Here is a 21,073-nt window from a genome sequence, read left to right as displayed (position 1 = left end):
ACCCACCGCTGACCCCACCCCTGAAGGGACCCGAGCACCATGGACCTGGAGACCTGGCAGAAGGCCGCCCCCGGCGGCGAGGGCGAGGACGCCCTCGAGATCCGCACCGTCAACGGCATGGTCGAGCTCCGCGACCCCAAGAACGACGCCGTCATCGTCCGCACCACCCCCCGCAAGTGGGCCGCCTTCGTCCTCGGCGTGAAGGCCGGGGAGTTCGACCACTTCGTCGCCTAGCACGCTCTCCAGGCGCCCCCTCGCGCCCCGCGAGGGGGCACCGGCACGATGGACACCGCCACCTTCCCCGCCCCCGGTACGGTTCGCCGCCGAGCACCGGTGGGCCGGCACCCACTGTTCGCCGGTCATCGCCGCCCGCGCGGGAAGTCGGAGCGGCCGACCTCCCGCACCGGCGCGGGGAGCTTCCGACCCCGGAAAATGCGGGCGAAGGGGCGGGGGCGGCTTGGATAGGATTGCGCAGCCCACAGTGGAACGTCGCTCTGGCCGGCCGACCGGGAGTCGGCGACTGTGCCCGGTTCCCGCCGCCGCCCCAGAGCCTGCACCCGTCACGGCACTCCGGGACCGGGGTGCGTGCGGGAGAAATCGGAGCATCCGAGGATGGCTCGGCACCTGATCACCAGCGCCCTTCCGTACATCAACGGGATCAAGCACCTGGGCAACATGGTCGGGTCCATGCTGCCCGCGGACGTCTACTCGCGGTACCTGCGCCTGCGCGGCCACGAGGTGCTCTACATCTGCGCGACCGACGAGCACGGCACCCCGGCCGAACTGGCCGCGCAGGAGGCCGGGCTGCCGGTGGCCGAGTTCTGCGCGCGGGCGCACGAGCAGCAGAAGGCGGTGTACGACGGCTTCCGGCTGTCGTTCGACTACTTCGGCCGCAGCTCCTCCCCGCAGAACCGGGAGATCACCCAGGAGATCGCCCGCGAGCTGCACGCCAACGGCTTCATCGAGGAGCGGGCGATCCGCCAGGTGTACTCCAACACCGACGGCCGCTTCCTGCCGGACCGCTACATCGTCGGCACCTGCCCGCACTGCGGCTACGACAAGGCGCGCGGCGACCAGTGCGAGAACTGCACCCGGGTGCTCGACCCGACCGACCTGCTGGAGCCGCGCTCGGCCATCAGCGGCAGCGCCGACCTGGAGGTGCGGGAGACCACGCACCTGTTCCTGCTCCAGTCGAAGCTGACCGGGCAGGTGGAGGACTGGGTCGCCGCGCACGCCGACGAGTGGCCGGTGCTGGCCTCCTCGATCGCCCGCAAGTGGCTGACCGAGGGCCTCCAGGACCGGGCGATCACCCGCGACCTGGAGTGGGGCGTGCCGGTGCCCGCCGATGTGTGGCCGGAACTGGCGGCCTCGGGCAAGGTCTTCTACGTCTGGTTCGACGCCCCGATCGAGTACATCGGCGCGACCAAGGAGTGGTCGGACGCGGCCCCGGCCGGCGAGCTGCGGGACTGGAAGTCCTGGTGGTACGAGGCCGACGACACCGTCCGCTACACCGAGTTCATGGCCAAGGACAACGTCCCGTTCCACACCGTGATGTTCCCGGCGACGATCCTCGGCTCGCGCAAGCCGTGGAAGAAGGTCGACTACGTCAAGGCCTTCAACTGGCTGACGTACTACGGCGGGAAGTTCTCCACCAGCCAGAAGCGGGGCATCTTCACCGACGTCGCGCTGGAGCTGCTGCCGGCCGACTACTGGCGCTGGTTCCTGATGGCGCACGCGCCCGAGTCGGACGACTCCAGCTTCACCTGGGACCTCTTCGCCTCCGTGGTCAACAAGGACCTCGCCGACACCCTCGGCAACTTCGTCAACCGGGTGCTGTCGTTCAGCCGCAAGCGGTTCGGCGACGAGGTGCCCGCCGGGCACGCGGCGGGAGAGGCCGAGGAGCGGCTGGGCGCGCAGATCGCGGAGCTGCTGGCCGACTACGAGACCCAGCTGGAGGCGCTCAACTTCCGCAAGGCGACGCAGAGTCTGCGCGCGCTGTGGAGCGCGGGCAACGCCTACCTGGACGAGAAGGCGCCCTGGCTGCAGGTGAAGACCGACCCGGAGGCGGCGGCGCTGACGCTGCGCACGGCGATGAACCTGATCCACCTGTACGCGGTGGTCTCCGAGCCGTTCGTCCCGACGGCGGCACAGGCGATGCGCGAGGCGTTCGCGCTGCCGGCCGACGCTCCGGCGCGCACCCTCGACTGGGTGGACGCGGCCGGGGCCCGGTCGCTGGACGCGGTCCCGGCGGGGACGCCGTTCACCGTGCCGCCGGTGCTGTTCGCGAAGATCACGGACGAGGACCTGGCCGCCTGGAGCGCCCGCTTCGGCGGCGGCGAGTAGGCGCGCGGCCCGAAAGAGGCAAGAGGTACGACGCAAGAGGCACGACCGCTCGGCCGCCGCTCCCGTTCCCGGGGCGGCGGCCGAGCCGCGTTCCGGGGACGGGCGGTCCACAGGTGACCGGGCCGGGCACGGCGGCCGGGCTCAGCCCAGGACGCCGCGCGCCGCGCCGAGCAGCGGGGCCAGCTCGGGGGCCCCGACGGCGGCCTCGTCGAGGGCACCGGTGAGAGCCTCCTCGTAGGTGGCGCGGGCCTCCCGGTGGCGGGTCCGGCCGGCGTCGGTGAGCACGGTGTAGACGCCGCGCTTGTCGTCCGGGCAGAGGTCCCGGTAGGTGAAGTCGGCGGCGCCGAGCCGGGCGACCAGCCGGGTCACCGAGCTCTGGTTGAGGCCGAGGCCGGTGGCGAGTTCCTGCATCCGCAGCTCGGACTTGGGCGCCTCGGCGAGCAGGCCGAGGGCGCGGTACTCGGAGAGCCCGAGGCCGTGCCGCCGCTGCAGGACGGTGGCGAGCCGGCCCTCGACCTGGGCGTGCAGGGCGGTGAGCCGGTGCCACATACGGGCGTCGGCCGCGCCGTCGGGGGCGTCGGACGGGGTGGCGTCGGGGGCGGTGGGCACGGGGGTTCCTCCCTGTCCGGGCTGGGTGGTTGACATCAGATTACTTGTACATGCATGCTCTTGCCCAGCAGAAAGTGTTTGCACATACATACAACAACTACTTGGGGGGCTCGTCCCATGGCCTGGATCCACCTGCTCGTCGCCGCCGTCTTCGAGGTCGTCTTCGCCCTCGCCACCAACGCCACCCACGGCTTCACCGAACTCGGCCCGTCCCTGCTGACGGCCGCCGCGGCCGCCGGCGGGATCTTCTTCCTCGGCCTCGCGCTGCGCACCCTCGACGTCGGCGTCGGCTACACCGTCTGGACCGGCATCGGCTCGGTCGGCACGGTCGTGCTCGGCACGCTGATCTTCGACGAGGAGATGAACGCCGGGAAGGCCCTCGCCTTCGTCCTCATCATCGGCGGGGTGCTCGGCCTCAAGCTCGCCGACCGGCTGAGCAGCCGCGGTGCTGCCGCGCAGACCACCGCCCCCGGGCCCGCGTCCGCCACCGCCTGAATCCCGACCGACCCTCCGCACCGACCCTCCGCACCGGCACCGGCACCAGCAACCTCACCCGCACCAAGGAGTTGAACCGTCATGGCCTGGGCCTACCTGGCAGTCGCCGTCGTCTTCGAGATCGTCTTCGCACTCGGTACCAACGCCACCAAGGGCTTCACCCGACTCTGGCCCTCCGTGCTCACCCTGACCGCCGCCGCGGGCGGCATCTACACACTGAGCCTCGCCCTGCGCACCCTGGACGTGGGCGTCGGCTACACGATCTGGACGGGCCTCGGCTCGATCGGCACGGTGGTGTTCGGCGCGCTGATCTTCAAGGAGCGGATCACCCTGCCCAAGCTGGTGTCCTTCGCCGCGATCATCGCCGGCGCGGTCACCCTGAAGCTCGCCTCCGGGCTCTGACCTCCGCTCGCCGGAGGCGTTTTCACCCGATCGTGGAATCGCCCGGCCGGGTGCCGATCGGCAAGACTGGCCGTCCCCGACCGACACCCGAGGGAGGCGCGGACGATGGACGCCGAGGAGGGGTCACCGGCCGACCGGCCGCTGGCCGAGTGGTACGCCGAGCGGGCGCGCCGCCGCCGGGCGCCGGGGACCAGGGACGCGATCACCCTCGCTCCCGGCCCCCGACGCGCGGCGCACCTCTTCCAGGACGTGCCACGCCTCGTGGTCGAGTGGGACGGCCACGCCTGGCAGCCGGTCGCGGTGGCCGAGAACTACGCCGAGGCCTACCCGCTGATCGTCCGCCCCGGGGCCGGGTCCGCGCCCGGGTCCGCGCCGGGGCCGGTGTTCCCGCAGGCGGACACTCCGGTGCCGCTGCTGCGGAAGGGCACCGGACGGCACCGCAAGCCCGACCGGTGAGCCCCCGTTCCCACTTCGCCACCGGTCATCGGTCACCGGCCGCCCGGGCGGTGTGGACGGTGACCGCGGTCAGGTAGAAGGCGTCCGGCCGGGCCAGGATGCCGGTGGGCGCCTCCCGGTCCAGCAGGGCGTCCAGGACCGCCAGGTCGTCCGCGTCCAGCCGGGTGTCCAACTGCCCGCGCCGGCGGGAGAGCTGGACGTGCAGGAACTCGCGGGCCGCGGTGTCCAGCGGGGCCGGACGGTCGACCAGGAAGGTCCGGGTGCCGCTCGGCACCAGCCCGGCCGCGGCCAGCATGGCCGGCCAGTCCTCCACCACCGCGACCGCGCCGGGAGTGTCCTCGCGCATCTGCGCGAACGCCTCCTCGTGCGCCGCGTCCAGCCGGGCCTGGAGGCCGGGACGGCCGAGGCCGAGGTCGCGCGGGAGGTAGCGGGCGGGCAGACCGCGCTCGGCCACGGCCAGCAGGCCGCCGGGGCGCAGCGTCCCGGCCAGGGCGGTCAACGCGGCCTGCTGGTCGCCGAGATGGTGGATCGCGTTGCCGGACCAGATCAGCTCGGCACTGCCCAGGGTGCCGAAGTCCCCCGGCAGGTCGGCCTGTCGGGTGCCGACGCGGCCGACCGAACGGATCCGGGCCCGCTCGAGCAGGGCGGCCGACCGGTCGACCGCGACCACCTCGGCGGCCGGGAAGGTCTCCGCGAGCACTCCGGCGATCACCCCGGGCCCGCTGCCCACGTCGAGCACCCGCCGGACGGGGGTGTCCTCGAGCAGTCCGCGCAGCCAGTGCGCGGCCTCGGTGACGGCCGGGGACTGGAGGTCGGCCTCGCGCTCCAGGTGGACGGCGAGGGCGTCCCAGTCGAAGTCGCCGTCGTGGCCGTGGTCGTGGCTGTGGCCGTGGTCGTGGCCGTGCTGCTGAGCGGTCTGCTGCCCGTGCTGGTGGCCGTGCTGGTGGGTGTGCCCGGTCATCGGGTACTCCGTTCCTTCGAGGTGGGTGGTCACCGCGCCGGTGCGGCGACGGCGGCGGTGCTGCTGGTCCTGCTGGTGCTGTCGGCGGTGACGGCGGTGACGGCGGTGACGGCGGTGACGGCGGCGAGCGCCCGCTCGGTGTCCTCCTCGACCAGGTCGTGGTTGAGCGCGACGGCGGCCGCGGACCCGGCTCCGGCGGCGGTGATCACCTGGGCGCGCGGGTCGGTGACATTGCCCACCGCCCACACCCCGGGCACCCCGGTACGGCCCGCCCGGTCGGTGGCGACCCAGCCGCTCGCGTCCCGGTCGCAGTCCAGGCCGAAGAGCGGCGCGTCCCGGGCCACCAGGTGCGGGACGAGGAACAGCGCCTCGCACGGCACGACCGCACCGTCCGCCAGTCCGACGCCCAGCAGCCGGTCGTCCGCGACGACCACCCGCACGGCCTCGGCCTCGACGACCCGCACACCCCGGGCGCCGAGCCGGGCCCGGTCGTCCGCGGAGAGGTCCAGGGTGTGCGCGAGCAGGACGACGTCCGCCGACCACTGGCGCAGCAGCAGCGCCTGCCCGACCGAACCCGGGTCGGTGCCGAGCACCCCGAGCGGCCGGTCGCGCACCTCGTAGCCGTGGCAGTAGGGGCAGTGCAGCACGTCGCGGCCCCAGCGGGCGGCCAGGCCCGGGAGTCCGGGAAGCCCGTCGCGCAGACCGGTGGCGACCACCACCCGGCGGGCCCGCAGGGGTCGGCCGCCGGCCGGGTGGACGTCGAAGGCGGGGGCACCGGCGCCCGGCACCGGGACGATCCGGTCCACCCGACCGTCGAGCAGATCCACCCCGTAGCCCGCCAGCTCGGCCCGGCCCGCCGCCAGCAGCTCTCCCGGCGGCATGCCGTCGCGGGTGAGGTAGCCCCGCAGATGCGCGGCCGGGGCGTTGCGCGGCTGTCCGGCGTCGACCACCGCCACCCGGCGGCAGGCCCGGGCCAGGACCAGGGCCGTGCTCAGCCCGGCGGCGCCACCGCCGACCACCACCACGTCGTAGCCGCCCTCGGCGGCCCGGACGCGCACGTCGCTGTGTGTGTCGCTCATCGCGATCACCTCCACCGCCAGGCTGCGTCGACCACCCTCCGGGAGGCAACTTTCGTTGCTGTTTCGGCAACACTCTCCGGCCCGAGGGGCGAAGCGCCTCTTGCGTTCGAGCGCACTCCAACTCCTAGTGTCGGCACCCGCGACCCCGCACCCCGCACCCCGCACCCCGCACGAGCGACGACCCAGGAGGAACCACCATGCGCTACCGCGTCCTCGGCGGCACCGGCATCGAGGTCAGTACCTACTGCCTCGGCACCATGATGTTCGGCGCCATCGGCAACCCCGACCACGACGACTGCGCCCGGATCGTCCACACCGCGCTCGACGCCGGCATCAACTTCGTCGACACCGCCGACATGTACTCGGGGGGCGAGTCCGAGGAGATCGTCGGCAAGGCCCTGCAGGCCCGCGGCGACCGTGACGACGTCGTGCTCGCCACCAAGGTGCACTTCCCGATGGGCGAGGGCCGCAACCGGAGCGGCAACTCCCGCCGGTGGATCGTCCGCGAGGTCGAGGAGAGCCTGCGGCGGCTGCGCACCGACCGGATCGACCTCTACCAGGTGCACCGGCCCGACCCCGGCACGGACATCGAGGAGACCCTCGCCGTGCTCGGCGACCTGGTGCGGGCCGGCAAGATCCTCGCCTTCGGCTGCTCGACCTTCCCCGCCGAGGACCTCGTCGAGGCCCACCACGTCGCGGAGCGGCGCGGCCTGCCGAGGTTCCGGACCGAGCAGCCGCCGTACTCGCTGCTCGCGCGCGGCATCGAGCGGGACGTGCTGCCGACCGTGCGGCGGCTCGGCATGGGCGCGCTGACCTGGTCGCCGCTCGCCTCCGGCTTCCTCACCGGCCGCTACCGCAAGAACCGGCCGATCGACATGGGCACCGGTCGCGCCGCCCTGATGCCGGCCAGGTTCGACCCGGCGCTGCCGGTGAACCAGGCCAAGCTGGACGCCGTCGAGGAGCTGACCGCCGTCGCCGAGGGCCTCGGCCGCACCCTGCCCGAACTCGCCCTGGCCTTCCCGCTCGCGCACCCGGCGGTGACCTCGGTGATCATCGGCCCGCGCACCCGGGACCAGCTGGAGGCGGCCCTCAAGGGCGCCGACCTCGTCCTGGACGACGCGACCCTGGACCGGATCGACGCGATCGTCCCGCCCGGCACCAACGTCTACCACCCGGACGGGGTCTGGCAGCCCCGGGCCCTCACCGAACCGGCCCTCCGCCGCCGGCCGGAGGCCGACCGCCCGGCGGCCGGCTGAGCACCGGGCGGCCGGACGAGCACCGGGCGGCCGGACGAGCCACCCGGGGCCACCCCGGTCACCCGCGCAGCAGGTCGACCACCCCGGTGAGGTCCTCGGCCCCGTTGCGCGCGTCGGCCTCCAGCCGCCGCCGCATCAGGTCGAAGTAGGGCGTGAGCAGTTCGGCGCTCACACCCTGCTCCTCGGCGGTGCGCAGGAAGGTCGGCACGCCCGCGACCTGCATCGCCAGGTCGGAGACGACACCCCCGGTGTAGTCCCCCGCCGCCAGCTGCCGCGCCGTGGTCGCGACCGAGCCGGTCATCGCGGTGAGCCAGGAGGAGAGCAGCGGCGCCAGCGCGCCCGGGTCGACGGCCTCGTCCCGTACCAGCGCGAAGGCGTGCGCGACCCCCGCGAACATCCCGTACATCGCGCTCAGCAGCGCCACGTCGTGCAGCGCGGCGAAACCGGCGTCCTCGCCGACCCAGCGGGTACCGGCCGGGACGGCGAGGGTCTCCCGGTGCTCCTCGAACAGCTCGCGCGAGCCGCTGTAGAACACGTACGGGCCTGCCTGCGGGACACCGATCATCGGCGGCACGGCCATGATGCCGCCGTCCAGGTAGCGGGCACCCCGGGCGGCCGCCCAGGCGGCCCGGGCACGGGCCGTGCCGGGGGTGCCGGTCACCAGGTTCACGAGGTCCTTGCCGGTCAGGTCGGCCCCGGCCAGGGCCTCCCCGACCGATTCGTCGTCCAGCAGGCAGACCACCACCAGCCGGTTGGCGGCGACCGCCGCGGCCGGGGTCGCCGCAGTCGTGGCACCCTTCGCGGCGAGCGGTTCGGCGCGGGCGGCGGTGCGGTTCCAGACCGTGAGCGGGTGCCCGGCCGAAAGCCAGGCGTCGGCCAGCGCGGTGCCCATCGCACCGAGGCCGAGCAGGGTGAGCGGGGCGGGGGCGGTGGTCGCGGGGCGGGTCTCGGTGTCGTTCGTCGTCATGCCCACCAGGCTCGTCGCCCGCCACCGACCTGCTCAAGTACGCACTTGGGAGTGGGTGGTTACCCTGAGGTGAGCGAGCAGGCCGGCGGAGGGGCGGGGGCAGGGCATGGCGACGACACCGAGGCCCGGCGCGTACGTGTGCGGGATCGACGCCGCGATGGACGTGATCGGCGGCAAGTGGAAGGTGCTGATCCTCTGGGCCCTCGGCGAGCGGCCGAGCCTGCGCTTCGGCGAGCTGCGCCGCCACGTACCCGGGATCACCGAGAAGGTGCTCGCCGCCCATCTGCGCGAGCTGGAGGCGGACGGCGTCGTGCACCGCGCCTCGTTCGACGAGGTGCCGCCGCGGGTCGAGTACTCCCTCACGGCGGCCGGGCGGCGGCTCAACGAGGCGCTGGCCCCGCTGGGCGCCTGGGGCAGGCGGCACGCGCTGGACGGCGCCGAGGAGGCGGCCGCCCCGGCGTAGCGGGCGCCGTCCGGGCGCGTGCTTCCGGCCCCGGGGAGGCGCCCGGCCCCGCGGAAGGTCAGGCGATCGAGGCCGACACGATCGCCGCGACCGCGAGGTTGCAGCTGGCGGTCACCCAGACCGCCGGGTGCGGCTCCGGGTCGACCAGGATCGCGCCCAGCTTGCCCGGCGTCAGCACGTCCACCACCCAGAACGCGACCGCCATCAGCACCAGGCCGAGCACCCCGAAGCAGGCCGTGGAGAGCAGGCCCTTCCCGAAGTCCTCGTAGGTGTAGAGGATCGCGGTGAAGACGATGCCGCCGATGCCCAGCAGCGCCGAGCTGAGCAGCACGGCGGCGTTGCGGTTGCGCTCCACCCAGATCTGGTGGCCCAGCCGCCCCGGCGTGAGGGCGTCCACGAGGAGGATGCCGAGCAGCAGCAGGACGACGCCGACGCCGCCGAAGACCGCCGCCGCGCCGAGTCCGTGCAGGATGTCGTTCATGGGTTGTCCAGCCCCCCGGGTCCGTGTCGCAGGTCGCTCCTCGTCGGGGCGGCCGCCCGCGTGGGGCCCGGTCCCGCGGTCAAGGATCGGCAAAAGATAACGCATCGGGGCCGGATCCGGACCGGGAACCGGGGTCCCTCCCGTACTATCCCGGCCCACGCGTACCATCGGACGCCATGACGCAGCCGCCGCCCGCCAGCCCCGCCCCGAGACCGGACACCACGGAGTCCGACGCCCCCGGCCCCGGCACCCGCCGCCGGTCCGGGTTCGTCGCGCTGGGCATGGTCGGCACCCTCGCGCTCGCGCTCTCCGGCTGCTCTTCCTCCTCCGGCGGCAACCCGCCGAGCCGCTGCGTCGACCCGACCACCCTCAAGGTCCTCGACAGCCACTCCTGCTCCGGCGGCAAGGCCGCCGGAGCCACCGCCGGCCGCTGGTACTACTGCGGCTCCGGCGCCACCGACGCCGTCGGCGGCACCTTCGACAAGGCCGCCACCAAGCGCGGCGGCTTCGGCTGCCCGGCCGGCTCCAGCGGCTCCGGCGGAGGCTGATCCGCCGTGCGCCGCCGTACCGTCGAACCCCGCCCGGACTGGCTGACGACCGTCGAGGGCCAGGGCCTGATCTACGCGATGTGCTCGGACCCGTGCAACCAGGGCGGCCCGCACGCCTACTGGGACGAGTCCGCGTACTACGAGTTCTCGCTGCCCGAGGTGGAGGCGCTGGAGGAGGTGGTCGAGGAGCTGCACGCGATGTCGCTGGCCGCCGCCGGCCACGTGGTGCGCACCGGCCGCTTCGCCGAGTACGGCATCACCGACCCCCGGCTGGTCGCCGCCGTCACCGAGTCATGGCAGCGCCGCGACGAACAGCCCTCCCTCTACGGGCGGTTCGACCTCGCGTACGACGGCACCGGCCCGGCGAAGCTGTTCGAGTACAACGCCGACACCCCGACCTCGCTGATCGAGGCGGCCGGTCCGCAGTGGTTCTGGATGGAGGAGCGGTTCCCGCACGCCGACCAGTGGAACTCGCTGCACGAGCGGCTGGTGGCAGCCTGGGCCCGGCAGAAGCACCTGCTGCCGTCCGGTCCGGTGCACTTCGCGCACTCGCGCGGCGACACCGAGGGCGAGGACTGGATGACCACCCTCTACCTCCAGGAGTGCGCCGAGCAGGCGGGCCTCGAAACGGTCGGCATCGCCGTGGAGGACATCGGCTGGGACGGCCTGTCCGGCCGCTTCGTCGACCTCGAGCACCGCTTCGTCCGCTCCGCCTTCAAGCTCTACCCCTGGGAGTGGCTGGTCTCCGACGAGTTCGGCGAGCAGCTGCTGGACGTCATCGACCTCGGCGGTTCCACCGGCTCCACCCTGTGGATCGAGCCGGCCTGGAAGATGCTGCTCTCCAACAAGGCCCTGCTGGCCGTCCTCTGGGAGCTGTACCCGGGACACCCCAACCTGCTGCCCGCCTATCTGGACGGCCCGCGCGAGCTCGCCGACCCGGACGGCCCCGGCTACGCCGCCAAGCCGCTGCTCGGCCGCGAGGGCGCGGGCGTGCGGATCGTCGAACCCGGCGGCCGGGAGACCAGGCTCGCCGACTGGGCCGGCGACCCGGACCGCTACGGCGCCGAGGGCCACTGCTACCAGCAGCTGCACCCGCTGCCCGACTTCGACGGCAACCGCCCGGTGCTCGGCACCTGGGTCGTCGACGGCGAGGCCGCCGGCCTCGGCATCCGCGAGACCGACGACAGCCCGATCACCCACCAGGGCGCCCGCTTCCTCCCCCACCTCATCGTCTGAATCCTCGGACGCACCGGAATGCGGACGGCGGCGGTGCTGTTTGATTGCCTCATGGCATCCCGTGCACGTGTACGCGCCCCCGAGCTGGTCGGGGCAGGCGGTTGGCTCAACACCGGTGGCAAGGAGCTCACGCTCGCCGACTTCCGGGGCAAGATCACCGTCCTGGACTTCTGGACCTTCTGCTGCATCAACTGTCTGCACGTCCTCGACGAGTTGCGGGAGCTGGAGGAGAAGCACCGCGACACCGTGGTGATCGTCGGCGTGCACTCCCCCAAGTTCGTGCACGAGGCCGACCACCGGGCGGTGGTGGACGCGGTCGAGCGGTACGAGGTGCACCACCCCGTGCTGGACGACCCGGAGCTGGTCACCTGGAAGCAGTACGCGGTGCGGGCCTGGCCGACGCTGGTGGTGATCGACCCCGAGGGGTACGTGGTCACCCAGCACGCCGGCGAGGGGCACGCGCACGCGATCGCCCGGCTGGTCGAGGAGCTGGAGGCGGAGCACGCGGCGAAGGGGACGCTGCGGCGCGGCGACGGCCCGTACGTGGCGCCCGAGCCGACCGCCGGGGACCTGAAGTTCCCGGGCAAGGCGGTCCGGCTGCCGGACGGCCACTTCCTGGTGGCCGACTCCGGGCACCACTCGCTGGTCGAGCTGGAGGCGGACGGCGAGACCGTGGTCCGCCGGATCGGTGACGGCGTGCGCGGCCTGGTGGACGGCACCAGCCCGCGGTTCAGCGAGCCGCAGGGGCTCGCGCTGCTCCCGGCCGGCTCCGAGTACGACGTGATCGTCGCCGACACCGTCAACCACGCGCTGCGCGGCGTCCGGCTGTCGGACGGCGAGGTGACCACTCTGGCCGGCACCGGCCGGCAGTGGTGGCAGGGCTCGGCGACCGAGGGCGCGGCCCGCGAGGTCGACCTCTCCTCGCCCTGGGACGTCGCCTGGTTCGACGGCCGGGTCTGGATCGCGATGGCCGGCGTGCACCAGCTGTGGGCGTACGACCCGGCCGCCGGCACGGTCGGCGTCGCGGCCGGCACCACCAACGAGGGCCTGGTCGACGGCCCCGCCGCCGAGGCCTGGTTCGCCCAGCCCTCCGGTCTGGCGGTGTCGGCGGACGGCGAGCGGCTCTGGGTCGCGGACTCCGAGACCTCCTCGCTGCGCTGGGTTTCACGTGAAACCAAGGAGGTGCACAGCGCCGTCGGCACCGGCCTGTTCGACTTCGGGCACCGGGACGGCGCGGCCGAGCAGGCGCTGCTCCAGCACCCGCTGGGCGTCACCGTGCTGCCGGACGGCTCGGTGGCCGTCAGCGACACCTACAACCACGCGCTGCGCCGCTACGACCCGGCGAGCGGCGAGGTCAGCACGCTGGCCACCGATCTGCGCGAGCCCTCCGGCGCGGTGCTGGTGGACCAGGACATCGTGGTGGTCGAGTCCGCCCGGCACCGGCTGACCCGGCTGCGGCTGCCCGAGGAGGCGGTCCGGGTGGAGGCGGTGGCGCACCGCACCCGGCGGGCCGCGACCGAGGTGGCGCCCGGCGTCCTGCAACTGGACGTGGTGTTCCGGGCGCCGACCGGCCAGAAGCTGGACGAGCGCTACGGCCCGTCCACCCGGCTGCTGGTCAGCGCCACCCCGCCCGAGCTGCTGGTCTCCGGGGCGGGCGCGGACTCCGCGCTCTCCCGTGAGCTGGTGCTCTCCGCCGAGGTGGCCGAGGGCGTGCTGCACGTCTCGGCGATGGCGGCGTCCTGCGACGACGACCCGGCGATCGAGTACCCGGCCTGCCACGTCCACCAGCAGGACTGGGGCGTGCCGGTGCGGCTCACCGCCGACGGCGCGCGCCGGCTGCCGCTGGTCCTGGCGGGCATGGAGTAGTCGCGGACCCCGCCCCGTGCGGAAGGGCCCGGCGAGCGTCCGCTCGCCGGGCCCTTCCGCATGCCGGGGGGGAGGGGCTCAGCCCTCCAGGAACGCCTTGATCGCGCTCGCCAGCAGGTACGGGTCCTCCGCGCCGCACAGCTCGCGGGCCGAGTGCATGGACAGCGCGGCGATGCCGCAGTCCACGGTCTGGATGCCGAGGCGGGCCGCGGTGATCGGGCCGATCGTCGTCCCGCAGGGCATGGCGTTGTTGGAGACGAAGGTCTGCCACGGCACGCCGGCCTTCTCGCAGGCCGCGGTGAACACCGCCCGGCCCACGCCGTCGGTGGCGTACCGGTTGTTGACGTTGACCTTCAGGATCGGCCCGGCGTTCGGCATCGGGTGGTGGCCCGGCTCGTGCCGCTCGCTGTAGTTCGGGTGGACGGCGTGGCCCATGTCGGAGGACAGGCAGACGGTGCCGGCCAGCGCCCGGGCCCGGTCCTCCAGGCCGCCGCCGCGCGCGTACACGCTGCGCTCCAGGACGTTGCCGAGCAGCGGGCTCTGCGCGCCGGTGTCCGACTCGCTGCCGGTCTCCTCGTGGTCGAAGGCGGCCAGCACCGGGATGTACGGCAGGTCCGCGCCCTCCGTCTCGGCCGCGGTGGCCACGGCGGCGAGCGCGGCGGTGGCGGCGTGCACGGAGAGCAGGTTGTCCAGTCGCGGACCGGCCAGCAGCTCGCGGTCCCGGCCCAGGTACGAGGCGGGCTGGACGTCGTGGGTCATGAGGTCCCAGCCGCTCACCTCGGCCGGGTCGACCCCGGCGCGCTCGGCGACGTACTCGATCAGCGCGCCCTCGTCGACCGGCCCGAGGCCCCAGATGGGGGTCAGGTGGCGCTGCTTGTCGAGCTTCATGCCGTCGTTGACCTGGCGGTCCAGGTGGATCGCCAGCTGCGGCACCCGCAGCAGCGGCTCGTCCAGCTGGACCAGCCGCCGGCTGCCGTCGCGCAGGGTGATCCGCCCGGAGAGGCCGAGGTCCCGGTCGAGCCAGGTGTTGAGCGGGACACCGCCGTAGATCTCCACCGCGACCTGCCGCCAGCCCGCCGTCCCGGTGTCGGGGATCGGCTTGACCCTCAGGTTGGGGGAGTCGGTATGGGTGCCCACCACGCGGAACGGTGTCTCCGGGCCCGCGCCGGCCGGCACGTACCAGGCGATCAGCGCGCCACCGCGGACGACGTACCGGCCGCCGGCCACACCGTCCCAGGCGTCCGTTTCCAGTACCTGCCGGAAACCGGCTTTCTCCAGCCGCTCGGCGGCGCTCGCGACCGCGTGGTAGGGCGATGGCGAGGTGCCGAGGAAGGCGATCAGGTCATCGGTGTGCGTCCGGTCGAAGAAGGCCTGGCGGGCGGCGGTCGACATGCTGCTCCTGGGTCGAGGGAGGGCCGAGGCCGAATGGGAATCGGCTTCGCACCTTGAGCATATGCCCGTACACGGACATGACACTCGGAGCATCCCAACGGATGCAGAACGCAGACAGAAACGTGAACTGACGGGATCTGACGGCCCGCCGGGCGCGGGCGGGCGGCCGAAGAACGGCCTCAGGACGGCCGCAGGACGGCCCCGGGACGGCCGCCGGACAGCCGCAGGACGACCGCGGGGACACCGAAGGGCCCGGTCGTGGAACCGGGCCCTTCGGTGTGAGGGTGGGGTCAGGCAGTCGGTGCGGGCGGCGTCAGAACGCCCCCTCCGCCAGGTCCATGATCTCGTTGTCGATGCCCTCGGCGATCAGGCGCTGCGCGGCGACGGTCGGCAGGATGTTCTTGGCGAAGAAGCGGGCGGCCGCGACCTTGCCCTGGTAGAACGGCACGTCCTTCTCCGAGGCGCCGGCCTCCAGCTTGGCCAGCGCCACCGCGGCCTGGCGCAGCAGCAGCCAGCCGACCACGACGTCGCCGGAGATCATCAGCAGGCGGGTGGTGTTGAGGCCCACCTTGTACATGTTCTTGACGTCCTGCTCGACCGAGGAGAGGTCGGCGAGCAGCTTGCCGACGACGGCCTCCAGGTCGCCGGCGGCCTTGGCGAGCAGCTCGCGCTCGGCGGCCAGGGCGTCGCCGCCCTCGGCGGAGCCGAGGAACTTCTGGATCTGCTCGGACAGCGCGGTGAGTGCCTGGCCGCCGTCCTTGACGATCTTGCGGAAGAAGAAGTCCTGGCCCTGGATGGCCGTGGTGCCCTCGTAGAGGGTGTCGATCTTGGCGTCCCGGATGTACTGCTCGATCGGGTACTCCTGCAGGTAGCCGGAGCCGCCGAAGGTCTGCAGGGACTGGGCGAGCTGCTCGTAGGACTTCTCCGAGCCGTAGCCCTTGACGATCGGCAGGAGCAGGTCGTTGAGGCGCTCGGCGGCGCCGTCGTGCTCGCCGCGCAGCTTGGCGGCCATCATGTCGTCCTGGACGGACGCGGTGTAGAGCACCAGGGCGCGCATGCCCTCGGCGTACGCCTTCTGGGTCAGCAGCGAGCGGCGGACGTCCGGGTGGTGGGTGATGGTGACGCGCGGGGCGGTCTTGTCCAGGAACTGCGAGATGTCCGCGCCCTGCACGCGCTCCTTGGCGTACTCCAGCGCGTTCAGGTAGCCGGTGGAGAGCGTGGCGATGGCCTTCGTGCCGACCATCATCCGGGCGAACTCGATGATCTTGAACATCTGGCGGATGCCGTCGACCTTCTCGCCCAGCAGCCAGCCCTTGGCCGGGTGCTTGGCGCCGAAGGTCATCTCGCAGGTGTTCGAGGCCTTGAGGCCCATCTTGTGCTCGACGTTGGTGGCGTAGGCGCCGTTGCGCTCGCCCAGCTCGCCGGTCTCCCAGTCGAAGTCGAACTTGGGGACGATGAACAGGCCCAGGCCCTTGGTGCCCGGCTTGCCGCCCTCGGGGCGGGCCAGCACCAGGTGGATGATGTTCTCGGACATGTCGTGCTCGCCCGAGGTGATGAAGCGCTTCACGCCCTCGATGTGCCAGGAGCCGTCCTCCTGCTTGATCGCCTTGGTGCGGCCGGCGCCGACGTCCGAGCCGGCGTCCGGCTCGGTCAGGACCATGGTGGAGCCCCACAGGCGGTCGGTCATCCGCTGGGCGACCTTCAGCTGCTCCTCGGTGCCCTCCTCGGCGACGACGCCGGCGAAGGCCGGGCCGGAGGAGTACATCCAGACGGCCGGGTTGGAGCCGAGGATCTGCTCCGCGAAGGCCCAGATCAGCGAGCTCGGGGTGACCTGGCCGCCGATCGACTCCGGGATGCCCAGACGCCACCACTCGGCGTCCATGTACGCCTGGTAGCTCTTCCGGAAGGAGGCCGGGACCGGCGCGGTGTTGGTCTCGGGGTCGAACACCGGCGGGTTGCGGTCGGTGTCGGTGAAGGACGCGGCGAGGTCGTTCTCGGCCAGGCGCGCGATCTCGCTCAGGATGTTCTTCGCGGTCTCGACGTCCATGTCCGCGAACGGTCCGGTGCCGTACACCTGCTCGCGGCCGAACACCTCGAAGAGGTTGAACTCCACGTCCCGCAGGTTGGACTTGTAGTGACCCATGGCCGTTTTCTCCGGTTCGTCGCTTCCGGGAGACCGCCGCGTTCGGGCGCCCCGTACCCACCAGTAGGCCTCATGATGCTACCCAGCGGTAACTTGTTTCAAGCCCCAGCCGGTGAATCCCTCGTGGATTCCGCTATGAACGTGGTCACGTCCCACAAGCCGGGGCGGCCACTCCTTGTCAGGATCGACGCCCGCACGGGTGGCCGCGCTCCCGATAGCCTGTCCGTGTGTACGGCTATGACCAGAACGCATACCCGGGCGATCCCTACCAGCAGGCGGGGCCGCAGCCGGGCATGAACGGCATGCCCAACCCCGGCCCGTACGGCGAGCAGCCACCGGGAGCGCAGCAGTCGCTCTACCCGGAGCCCTCGCCGCCGTCCCTGGCGGACGCCGTCCGGGCCTTCACCACCGGCTCGATGGCGGTGGAGGACTTCCAGGCCATCTTCATCACCTCCAAGGTGCACTGCCCGCGCGGCGAACGGCCGGGCTTCCTGGCGCTGCACAACACGCCGACGCCGGTGATCCCGATGTTCAGCTCGCTCAAGGAGCTGCGGCGCTACGCGGGCAAGGAGTCCAAGTACTTCACCGTGACCGGCGCCGAGGTCCTCGACCTGCTGCCGACCGGCTACGGCTTCGCGCTGGACATGGAGGGCGAGCACCGGATGGTGTTCGACGCCAAGGCGGTCGAGCAGATGGTCGACTTCACCATGCGCCGGATGTACGGCTGACCGACGATGGGCCGGGGGCCGCCCGGCCCCGCCGTCCGGCCACCCGCACCCAAATGGTTCAAAATTCAACTTGCTTCTAGTTGAGGATTGAACTAATCTCGTGGACGTAGGCCAGAGGAACATCCCCCGAAGGAGGCCGACATGCCCGCCGTGACCGTCGACAACCCGCTGACCCTCCCGCGCGTCACCACCCCGGACCCCGCCGTCACGAGCGCCCGGCCGGTCCTCACGGTGGCCACCGCCCCCGAGGGCTTCGAGGGCGAGGGCTTCCCGGTCCGCCGCGCCTTCGCCAAGATCAACCAGAAGTACCTGGACCCGTTCATCATGATGGACCAGATGGGCGAGGTGGACTACGCGGCCGGCGAGCCCAAGGGGACCCCCTGGCACCCGCACCGCGGCTTCGAGACGGTCACCTACATCATCGACGGGACGTTCATCCACCGGGACTCGCACGGCGGCGGCGGCACCATCACCGACGGCGACACCCAGTGGATGACGGCGGGCTCCGGCCTGCTGCACATCGAGACCCCGCCGGAGTCCCTGGTGCGGTCCGGCGGCCTCTTCCACGGCCTCCAGCTGTGGGTGAACCTGCCCGCCTCGGACAAGATGATCGCCCCGAAGTACCAGGACATCCGCGGCGGCAGCGTCAAGCTCCTCAGCACCGGGGACGGCGGCGCCCTGCTCCGCGTCATCGCCGGCGAGCTGGACGGCCACCAGGGCCCCGGCGCCACCCACACGCCGATCACCATGATCCACGCCTCGATCAGCCCCGGCGCCGAGCTCACCCTGCCCTGGCGCTCCGACTTCAACGCCCTCGCCTACGGTCTCGCCGGCAACGGCTCGGCCGGCACCGAGCACCGGCCCTTCCACCGCGGCCAGGCCGTCGTCTTCGGCGACGGCGACTCGATCACCGTCCGCGCCGACGAGAAGCAGGACTCCCGCGACCCCAACTTCGAGGTCGTCCTCCTCGGTGGCCTCCCCATCCGCGAACCCGTCGCCCACTACGGCCCGTTCGTGATGAACAGCCACCGCGAGCTCCAGCAGGCCATGGAGGACTTCCAGGCCGGCCGCCTCGGCACCGTCCCCGCCGACGGCCACTGAGCCACCGCGGGCACAGCGGCGAGGGCCCGGACCGGGAACGGTCCGGGCCCTCCCGCGTCCGGGCCCTCCCGTGTCCGGGCCGGTCCGTCGGCAGCAGCCGCACCGCGGCCCCGGCCGGGCCCGGCCGGCCGGCCGTCAGAGCTCCGCCGCGGAACCCTCGACCAGCGCGTCACCCAGCGCGGTGCGCCGGTACAGCACCGCGCGGCCGGAGCGCGCCCGGGCCAGCAGCCCGGACGCCCGCAGGACGGCGAGGTGGTCCCCGACCGCGCCCGGGGCCATGCCGAGGCTGCGGGCGAGCTGACTGGTGCCGGCGGGCGTCCCCAGCTCCGCCAGCAGTCGCGCCCGGGAACGCCCGAGCAGGGCGGCGAGCGCGGCCCGCGCGTCCGGGCCGGGCGCGGGCCGCTCCCGGAGCGCCGAGGTGCCGCGCGCCCGGTACACGAGCGCCTTCGGCCAGGGCTCGTCGTAGAACGCCGCCACGCCCGGACGGACCAGTACCGACGGAACCATCAGCAGCCCCTCCCCCGAGAGGTCGACCACCGCGTCCTCGGAGTGCAACGGCACCAGGAGGCTGTGCCCGCTCCACACCAGTCCCCGGTCCAGGCCCTCGACCGCCTCCCGCCAGCCGCGCTCGCCGATCACACCGACGCGGTGCACCACGTCGCGCTCGCAGATCGCCCGCAACCGCGGCCAGTCGGGCGCCAACAGGTCGTTCCAGGCCCGGTCGAGCGCGTCACCGACCAGGTCGACCACCTCGTCCGAATCCAGCAGCGCGCGCACGCGCGGGTCGCGGACCGGAGCCTGCCGTCCCAACCGGTCGATCTCGTCCCGTGCGACCGGGAGCGGGGTGGCCCGGACGGCCGCCAGGTCGTCGGCCCAGGTCTGGGCGAGACCGCGCGGCGGCGGGGCGACGAAGTTGGCTCCCGCGGAACCGGTCTGCAGCGCCAGCACGGCGTCCAGCGCGGTCTCGCGGCGGAGGCGCGCGAAGGCGGGCGCGAGACGCGCCGCCCACCCGCCCGGCAGCCGGGCGTTCCCGCCGTCGAGGCGGCGCAGCAACCCGCAGAGCTCGAACGCCGGTGAGAGCGCGAAGCGGCTTCGCAGCAGGTCCTCGGCGGTGGCGGTGAAGCGGAGCACGCCTCCACGGTAGACCGCGCCGGGCCGACCTTACGTCCTGGGGCGAATCATTCGCGGAACACCGGCCCCCGACCGGAGGCTCCTCGCATGACGACGGCTCCCCCGAGTTCTCCGGCGCGGTCCGCCGCGCGACGTACGACCTACCGCGAGGTCCTGGCCGAGCCGCGGTTCCGACTGCTCTTCCTGACGCGCGTGGTCGGCATCACGGCCGGCTCGCTGCGGATCACCACCTTCTCCGTGCTGGTCTTCACCGGCACCGGCTCCGCGTTGCTCAGCGCCGTCGCCTTCGGGGCGGGCTTCCTCCCCCAGCTGTTCGGCTCGCTGCTCCTCGGCTCGCTGGCCGACCGCCTGCCGCCCCGGGCGCTGATCGTCGGCGGCTTCGTGCTGGAGGGCGCGGTGGCGGCACTGCTCGCCCTGGGCCGGTTGCCGACCGCGGCCGGCCTGGCCCTGGTCGCCCTCGCCGCCCTCACCGCGCCGGTGTTCAACGGCGCCTCGGCGCGCCTGGTGGCCCACTGGCTGCGCGGTGACGCGTACGTGCTCGGACGCTCCCTCAACACCATGGCCTCCAGCGGAGCCCAGCTGTTCGGCCTGGGACTCGGCGGCGTGGTCGTCGAGGCCCTGGGTCCGCGGCAGGCGCTGGCGCTCGGTGCGGCGCTGAACCTGGTGTGCGCGGCGGCCGTCCGGTTGCGGATGCCGCGCGTTCCGGTCGAGCGGGAGGACCGGGGCGACGCGAGCGCCGGCACGGTGCGGGACAGCCTGCGCGGCTCCGGCGCCCTGCTGCGCGACCGTGCCGTGCGCCGGCTGCTGCTCGCCCAGTGGCTGCCGAGCGCCTTCGTCACGGGCGCGGAGGGGCTGGTCGTCGCCTACACGGGCACCCGCGGATTCCCCCCGGGCTCCTACGCGATCCTGCTGGCCTGCCTGCCGGTCGGCATGCTCCTCGGCGACCTGCTGGTCGGCCGCCTCCTCCGGCCCCTCGCGCGCGAGCGCCTGGTGGTGCCGCTGGTCGCGCTGATGGGCGCGCCCCTGATCGGCTTCGCCACCGAGCCGGACCGCCTGCTCGCAGCGGCACTGCTGCTCTGCACCGGCTGCGGCTTCGCCTACGGCCTCGGCCTGCAGCGGGAGTTCCTGGCGGTCCTCCCGCCGCACGGCCAGGGTCAGGCCTTCGGCCTGCTCGGCTCGGGCAACATGACTCTGCAGGGCATCGGCCCCGTCTGCTTCGGCGCGGTCGCGGCCGCGACCGGCACCGGCGGCGCGATGGCCCTGGCAGGCGTCGGCACTCTGCTCACGGCCGTCTGGCTCCTCTCCTGGCGGCACCCCGGCCACCACGGCGACCCCGCCCTCCTGCCACCCGCGCCTTCGGCCCCGGCAGGCCCCGGAGCCCACCCGTGAGGGCGGCCGCCCCGCGGGTCAGGGGCG

The 21,073-nt window shown here is 73.3% G+C and carries 21 protein-coding genes; 13 read left to right on the top strand and 8 right to left on the bottom strand.

The genetic code is table 11. The annotated features are described in order from the left end of the window. Nucleotides 1–39: 39 nt before the first annotated feature. Both BLU95_RS20610 and metG read left to right on the top strand, forming a co-directional pair. Nucleotides 40–234, top strand: a complete 195-nt coding sequence (locus tag BLU95_RS20610) for a DUF397 domain-containing protein (RefSeq protein WP_093861331.1) — start codon at nucleotides 40–42, stop codon at nucleotides 232–234. 378 nt (nucleotides 235–612) lie between these two features. Then, the gene (metG, locus tag BLU95_RS20605) at nucleotides 613–2,343 is read left to right on the top strand and encodes a methionine--tRNA ligase (RefSeq protein WP_093861330.1); all 1,731 of its coding nucleotides are present in this window, start codon (nucleotides 613–615) and stop codon (nucleotides 2,341–2,343) included. A 141-nt stretch (nucleotides 2,344–2,484) separates the two neighbouring features. On the opposite strand, the gene BLU95_RS20600 is transcribed toward metG, so the two are convergent. Next, entirely contained in the window at nucleotides 2,485–2,952 is a 468-nt protein-coding gene (locus tag BLU95_RS20600; protein ID WP_502689736.1) for a MarR family winged helix-turn-helix transcriptional regulator, read from the bottom strand. Between the two features lie 117 nt (nucleotides 2,953–3,069). Here BLU95_RS20600 and BLU95_RS20595 point away from each other — a divergent pair, with 117 nt between their 5' ends. From BLU95_RS20595 to BLU95_RS20585, 3 genes are all read left to right on the top strand, one after another. Further along, complete coding sequence (locus BLU95_RS20595) at nucleotides 3,070–3,447, top strand: DMT family transporter (protein ID WP_093861329.1); 378 nt, start codon at nucleotides 3,070–3,072, stop codon at nucleotides 3,445–3,447. 81 nt (nucleotides 3,448–3,528) lie between these two features. Next, nucleotides 3,529–3,849: a DMT family transporter gene (locus BLU95_RS20590; protein WP_093861328.1), complete on the top strand. Its 321-nt coding sequence runs from the start codon at nucleotides 3,529–3,531 to the stop codon at nucleotides 3,847–3,849. 105 nt (nucleotides 3,850–3,954) lie between these two features. Further along, entirely contained in the window at nucleotides 3,955–4,305 is a 351-nt protein-coding gene (locus tag BLU95_RS20585; protein WP_093861327.1) for a DUF6087 family protein, read from the top strand. A gap of 25 nt (nucleotides 4,306–4,330) precedes the next feature. Here BLU95_RS20585 and BLU95_RS20580 read toward each other — a convergent pair whose 3' ends face one another. Continuing rightward, nucleotides 4,331–5,266 (bottom strand): class I SAM-dependent methyltransferase, encoded by a 936-nt coding sequence (locus tag BLU95_RS20580; RefSeq protein WP_093865006.1) that lies wholly within the window; start codon nucleotides 5,264–5,266, stop codon nucleotides 4,331–4,333. 29 nt (nucleotides 5,267–5,295) lie between these two features. Beyond that, a complete protein-coding gene (locus BLU95_RS20575; RefSeq protein WP_093865005.1) occupies nucleotides 5,296–6,345 on the bottom strand; it encodes an NAD(P)/FAD-dependent oxidoreductase in 1,050 nt (349 codons plus the stop codon). Between the two features lie 197 nt (nucleotides 6,346–6,542). Here BLU95_RS20575 and BLU95_RS20570 point away from each other — a divergent pair, with 197 nt between their 5' ends. Continuing rightward, nucleotides 6,543–7,601 carry an aldo/keto reductase gene (locus BLU95_RS20570; RefSeq protein WP_093861326.1) on the top strand — a complete coding sequence of 353 codons (1,059 nt, stop codon included), beginning with the start codon at nucleotides 6,543–6,545 and terminating at the stop codon, nucleotides 7,599–7,601. 58 nt (nucleotides 7,602–7,659) lie between these two features. On the opposite strand, the gene BLU95_RS20565 is transcribed toward BLU95_RS20570, so the two are convergent. Next, nucleotides 7,660–8,568, bottom strand: a complete 909-nt coding sequence (locus BLU95_RS20565; RefSeq protein ID WP_093861325.1) for an NAD(P)-dependent oxidoreductase — start codon at nucleotides 8,566–8,568, stop codon at nucleotides 7,660–7,662. 106 nt (nucleotides 8,569–8,674) lie between these two features. On the opposite strand from BLU95_RS20565, the gene BLU95_RS20560 reads away from it, so the two are divergent. Further along, the gene (locus BLU95_RS20560; RefSeq protein ID WP_093861324.1) at nucleotides 8,675–9,031 is read left to right on the top strand and encodes a winged helix-turn-helix transcriptional regulator; all 357 of its coding nucleotides are present in this window, start codon (nucleotides 8,675–8,677) and stop codon (nucleotides 9,029–9,031) included. Nucleotides 9,032–9,089: 58 nt separating this feature from the next. On the opposite strand, the gene BLU95_RS20555 is transcribed toward BLU95_RS20560, so the two are convergent. Beyond that, complete coding sequence (locus BLU95_RS20555; RefSeq protein ID WP_093861323.1) at nucleotides 9,090–9,512, bottom strand: DUF350 domain-containing protein; 423 nt, start codon at nucleotides 9,510–9,512, stop codon at nucleotides 9,090–9,092. A gap of 176 nt (nucleotides 9,513–9,688) precedes the next feature. Between BLU95_RS20555 and BLU95_RS20550 the strand changes: the two genes are divergently transcribed. From BLU95_RS20550 to BLU95_RS20540, 3 genes are read left to right on the top strand one after another with little or no spacing between them, the layout of a single operon-like run. After that, entirely contained in the window at nucleotides 9,689–10,060 is a 372-nt protein-coding gene (locus tag BLU95_RS20550; RefSeq protein WP_353653499.1) for a hypothetical protein, read from the top strand. Nucleotides 10,061–10,066: 6 nt separating this feature from the next. Further along, nucleotides 10,067–11,296 carry a glutathionylspermidine synthase family protein gene (locus BLU95_RS20545; protein ID WP_093861322.1) on the top strand — a complete coding sequence of 410 codons (1,230 nt, stop codon included), beginning with the start codon at nucleotides 10,067–10,069 and terminating at the stop codon, nucleotides 11,294–11,296. A 51-nt stretch (nucleotides 11,297–11,347) separates the two neighbouring features. Beyond that, nucleotides 11,348–13,162 carry an NHL domain-containing thioredoxin family protein gene (locus BLU95_RS20540; protein WP_093861321.1) on the top strand — a complete coding sequence of 605 codons (1,815 nt, stop codon included), beginning with the start codon at nucleotides 11,348–11,350 and terminating at the stop codon, nucleotides 13,160–13,162. 78 nt (nucleotides 13,163–13,240) lie between these two features. Here BLU95_RS20540 and BLU95_RS20535 read toward each other — a convergent pair whose 3' ends face one another. Both BLU95_RS20535 and BLU95_RS20530 read right to left on the bottom strand, forming a co-directional pair. Beyond that, a complete protein-coding gene (locus tag BLU95_RS20535; RefSeq protein WP_093861320.1) occupies nucleotides 13,241–14,554 on the bottom strand; it encodes a M18 family aminopeptidase in 1,314 nt (437 codons plus the stop codon). A gap of 313 nt (nucleotides 14,555–14,867) precedes the next feature. After that, a complete protein-coding gene (locus tag BLU95_RS20530) occupies nucleotides 14,868–16,697 on the bottom strand; it encodes an acyl-CoA dehydrogenase (RefSeq protein WP_093861319.1) in 1,830 nt (609 codons plus the stop codon). Nucleotides 16,698–16,924: 227 nt separating this feature from the next. Here BLU95_RS20530 and BLU95_RS20525 point away from each other — a divergent pair, with 227 nt between their 5' ends. Together BLU95_RS20525 and BLU95_RS20520 are read left to right on the top strand one after the other, a co-directional pair. Next, nucleotides 16,925–17,425 carry an SseB family protein gene (locus tag BLU95_RS20525; protein WP_400748947.1) on the top strand — a complete coding sequence of 167 codons (501 nt, stop codon included), beginning with the start codon at nucleotides 16,925–16,927 and terminating at the stop codon, nucleotides 17,423–17,425. A 141-nt stretch (nucleotides 17,426–17,566) separates the two neighbouring features. Further along, nucleotides 17,567–18,526, top strand: coding sequence for a pirin family protein (locus tag BLU95_RS20520; protein WP_093861318.1), 960 nt, complete (start codon nucleotides 17,567–17,569; stop codon nucleotides 18,524–18,526). A 135-nt stretch (nucleotides 18,527–18,661) separates the two neighbouring features. On the opposite strand, the gene BLU95_RS20515 is transcribed toward BLU95_RS20520, so the two are convergent. Beyond that, entirely contained in the window at nucleotides 18,662–19,657 is a 996-nt protein-coding gene (locus BLU95_RS20515; RefSeq protein WP_093861317.1) for an ArsR/SmtB family transcription factor, read from the bottom strand. An 87-nt stretch (nucleotides 19,658–19,744) separates the two neighbouring features. On the opposite strand from BLU95_RS20515, the gene BLU95_RS20510 reads away from it, so the two are divergent. Further along, a complete protein-coding gene (locus BLU95_RS20510; RefSeq protein WP_093861316.1) occupies nucleotides 19,745–21,046 on the top strand; it encodes an MFS transporter in 1,302 nt (433 codons plus the stop codon). Nucleotides 21,047–21,073: the final 27 nt, after the last annotated feature.

This window comes from Streptomyces sp. TLI_053, assembly GCF_900105395.1.
Lineage (GTDB): Bacteria > Actinomycetota > Actinomycetes > Streptomycetales > Streptomycetaceae > Kitasatospora.
The sequence above is the reverse complement of the archived record's forward strand: the minus strand, read 5'-3'. Positions and strand labels throughout refer to the sequence as shown.

Bases quoted from the DNA above. Each gene is read 5' to 3' on its own strand.
- BLU95_RS20520 (WP_093861318.1), top strand. From the start codon at position 17,567: ATGCCCGCCGTGACCGTCGACAACCCGCTGACCCTCCCGCGCGTCACC.
- BLU95_RS20550 (WP_353653499.1), top strand. From the start codon at position 9,689: ATGACGCAGCCGCCGCCCGCCAGCCCCGCCCCGAGACCGGACACCACG.
- metG (WP_093861330.1), top strand. From the start codon at position 613: ATGGCTCGGCACCTGATCACCAGCGCCCTTCCGTACATCAACGGGATC.
- BLU95_RS20510 (WP_093861316.1), top strand. From the start codon at position 19,745: ATGACGACGGCTCCCCCGAGTTCTCCGGCGCGGTCCGCCGCGCGACGT.
- BLU95_RS20575 (WP_093865005.1), bottom strand. From the start codon at position 6,345: ATGAGCGACACACACAGCGACGTGCGCGTCCGGGCCGCCGAGGGCGGC.
- BLU95_RS20535 (WP_093861320.1), bottom strand. From the start codon at position 14,554: ATGTCGACCGCCGCCCGCCAGGCCTTCTTCGACCGGACGCACACCGAT.
- BLU95_RS20585 (WP_093861327.1), top strand. From the start codon at position 3,955: ATGGACGCCGAGGAGGGGTCACCGGCCGACCGGCCGCTGGCCGAGTGG.
- BLU95_RS20540 (WP_093861321.1), top strand. From the start codon at position 11,348: ATGGCATCCCGTGCACGTGTACGCGCCCCCGAGCTGGTCGGGGCAGGC.
- BLU95_RS20570 (WP_093861326.1), top strand. From the start codon at position 6,543: ATGCGCTACCGCGTCCTCGGCGGCACCGGCATCGAGGTCAGTACCTAC.
- BLU95_RS20560 (WP_093861324.1), top strand. From the start codon at position 8,675: ATGGCGACGACACCGAGGCCCGGCGCGTACGTGTGCGGGATCGACGCC.
- BLU95_RS20530 (WP_093861319.1), bottom strand. From the start codon at position 16,697: ATGGGTCACTACAAGTCCAACCTGCGGGACGTGGAGTTCAACCTCTTC.
- BLU95_RS20610 (WP_093861331.1), top strand. From the start codon at position 40: ATGGACCTGGAGACCTGGCAGAAGGCCGCCCCCGGCGGCGAGGGCGAG.
- BLU95_RS20590 (WP_093861328.1), top strand. From the start codon at position 3,529: ATGGCCTGGGCCTACCTGGCAGTCGCCGTCGTCTTCGAGATCGTCTTC.
- BLU95_RS20580 (WP_093865006.1), bottom strand. From the start codon at position 5,266: ATGACCGGGCACACCCACCAGCACGGCCACCAGCACGGGCAGCAGACC.
- BLU95_RS20595 (WP_093861329.1), top strand. From the start codon at position 3,070: ATGGCCTGGATCCACCTGCTCGTCGCCGCCGTCTTCGAGGTCGTCTTC.
- BLU95_RS20565 (WP_093861325.1), bottom strand. From the start codon at position 8,568: ATGACGACGAACGACACCGAGACCCGCCCCGCGACCACCGCCCCCGCC.
- BLU95_RS20555 (WP_093861323.1), bottom strand. From the start codon at position 9,512: ATGAACGACATCCTGCACGGACTCGGCGCGGCGGCGGTCTTCGGCGGC.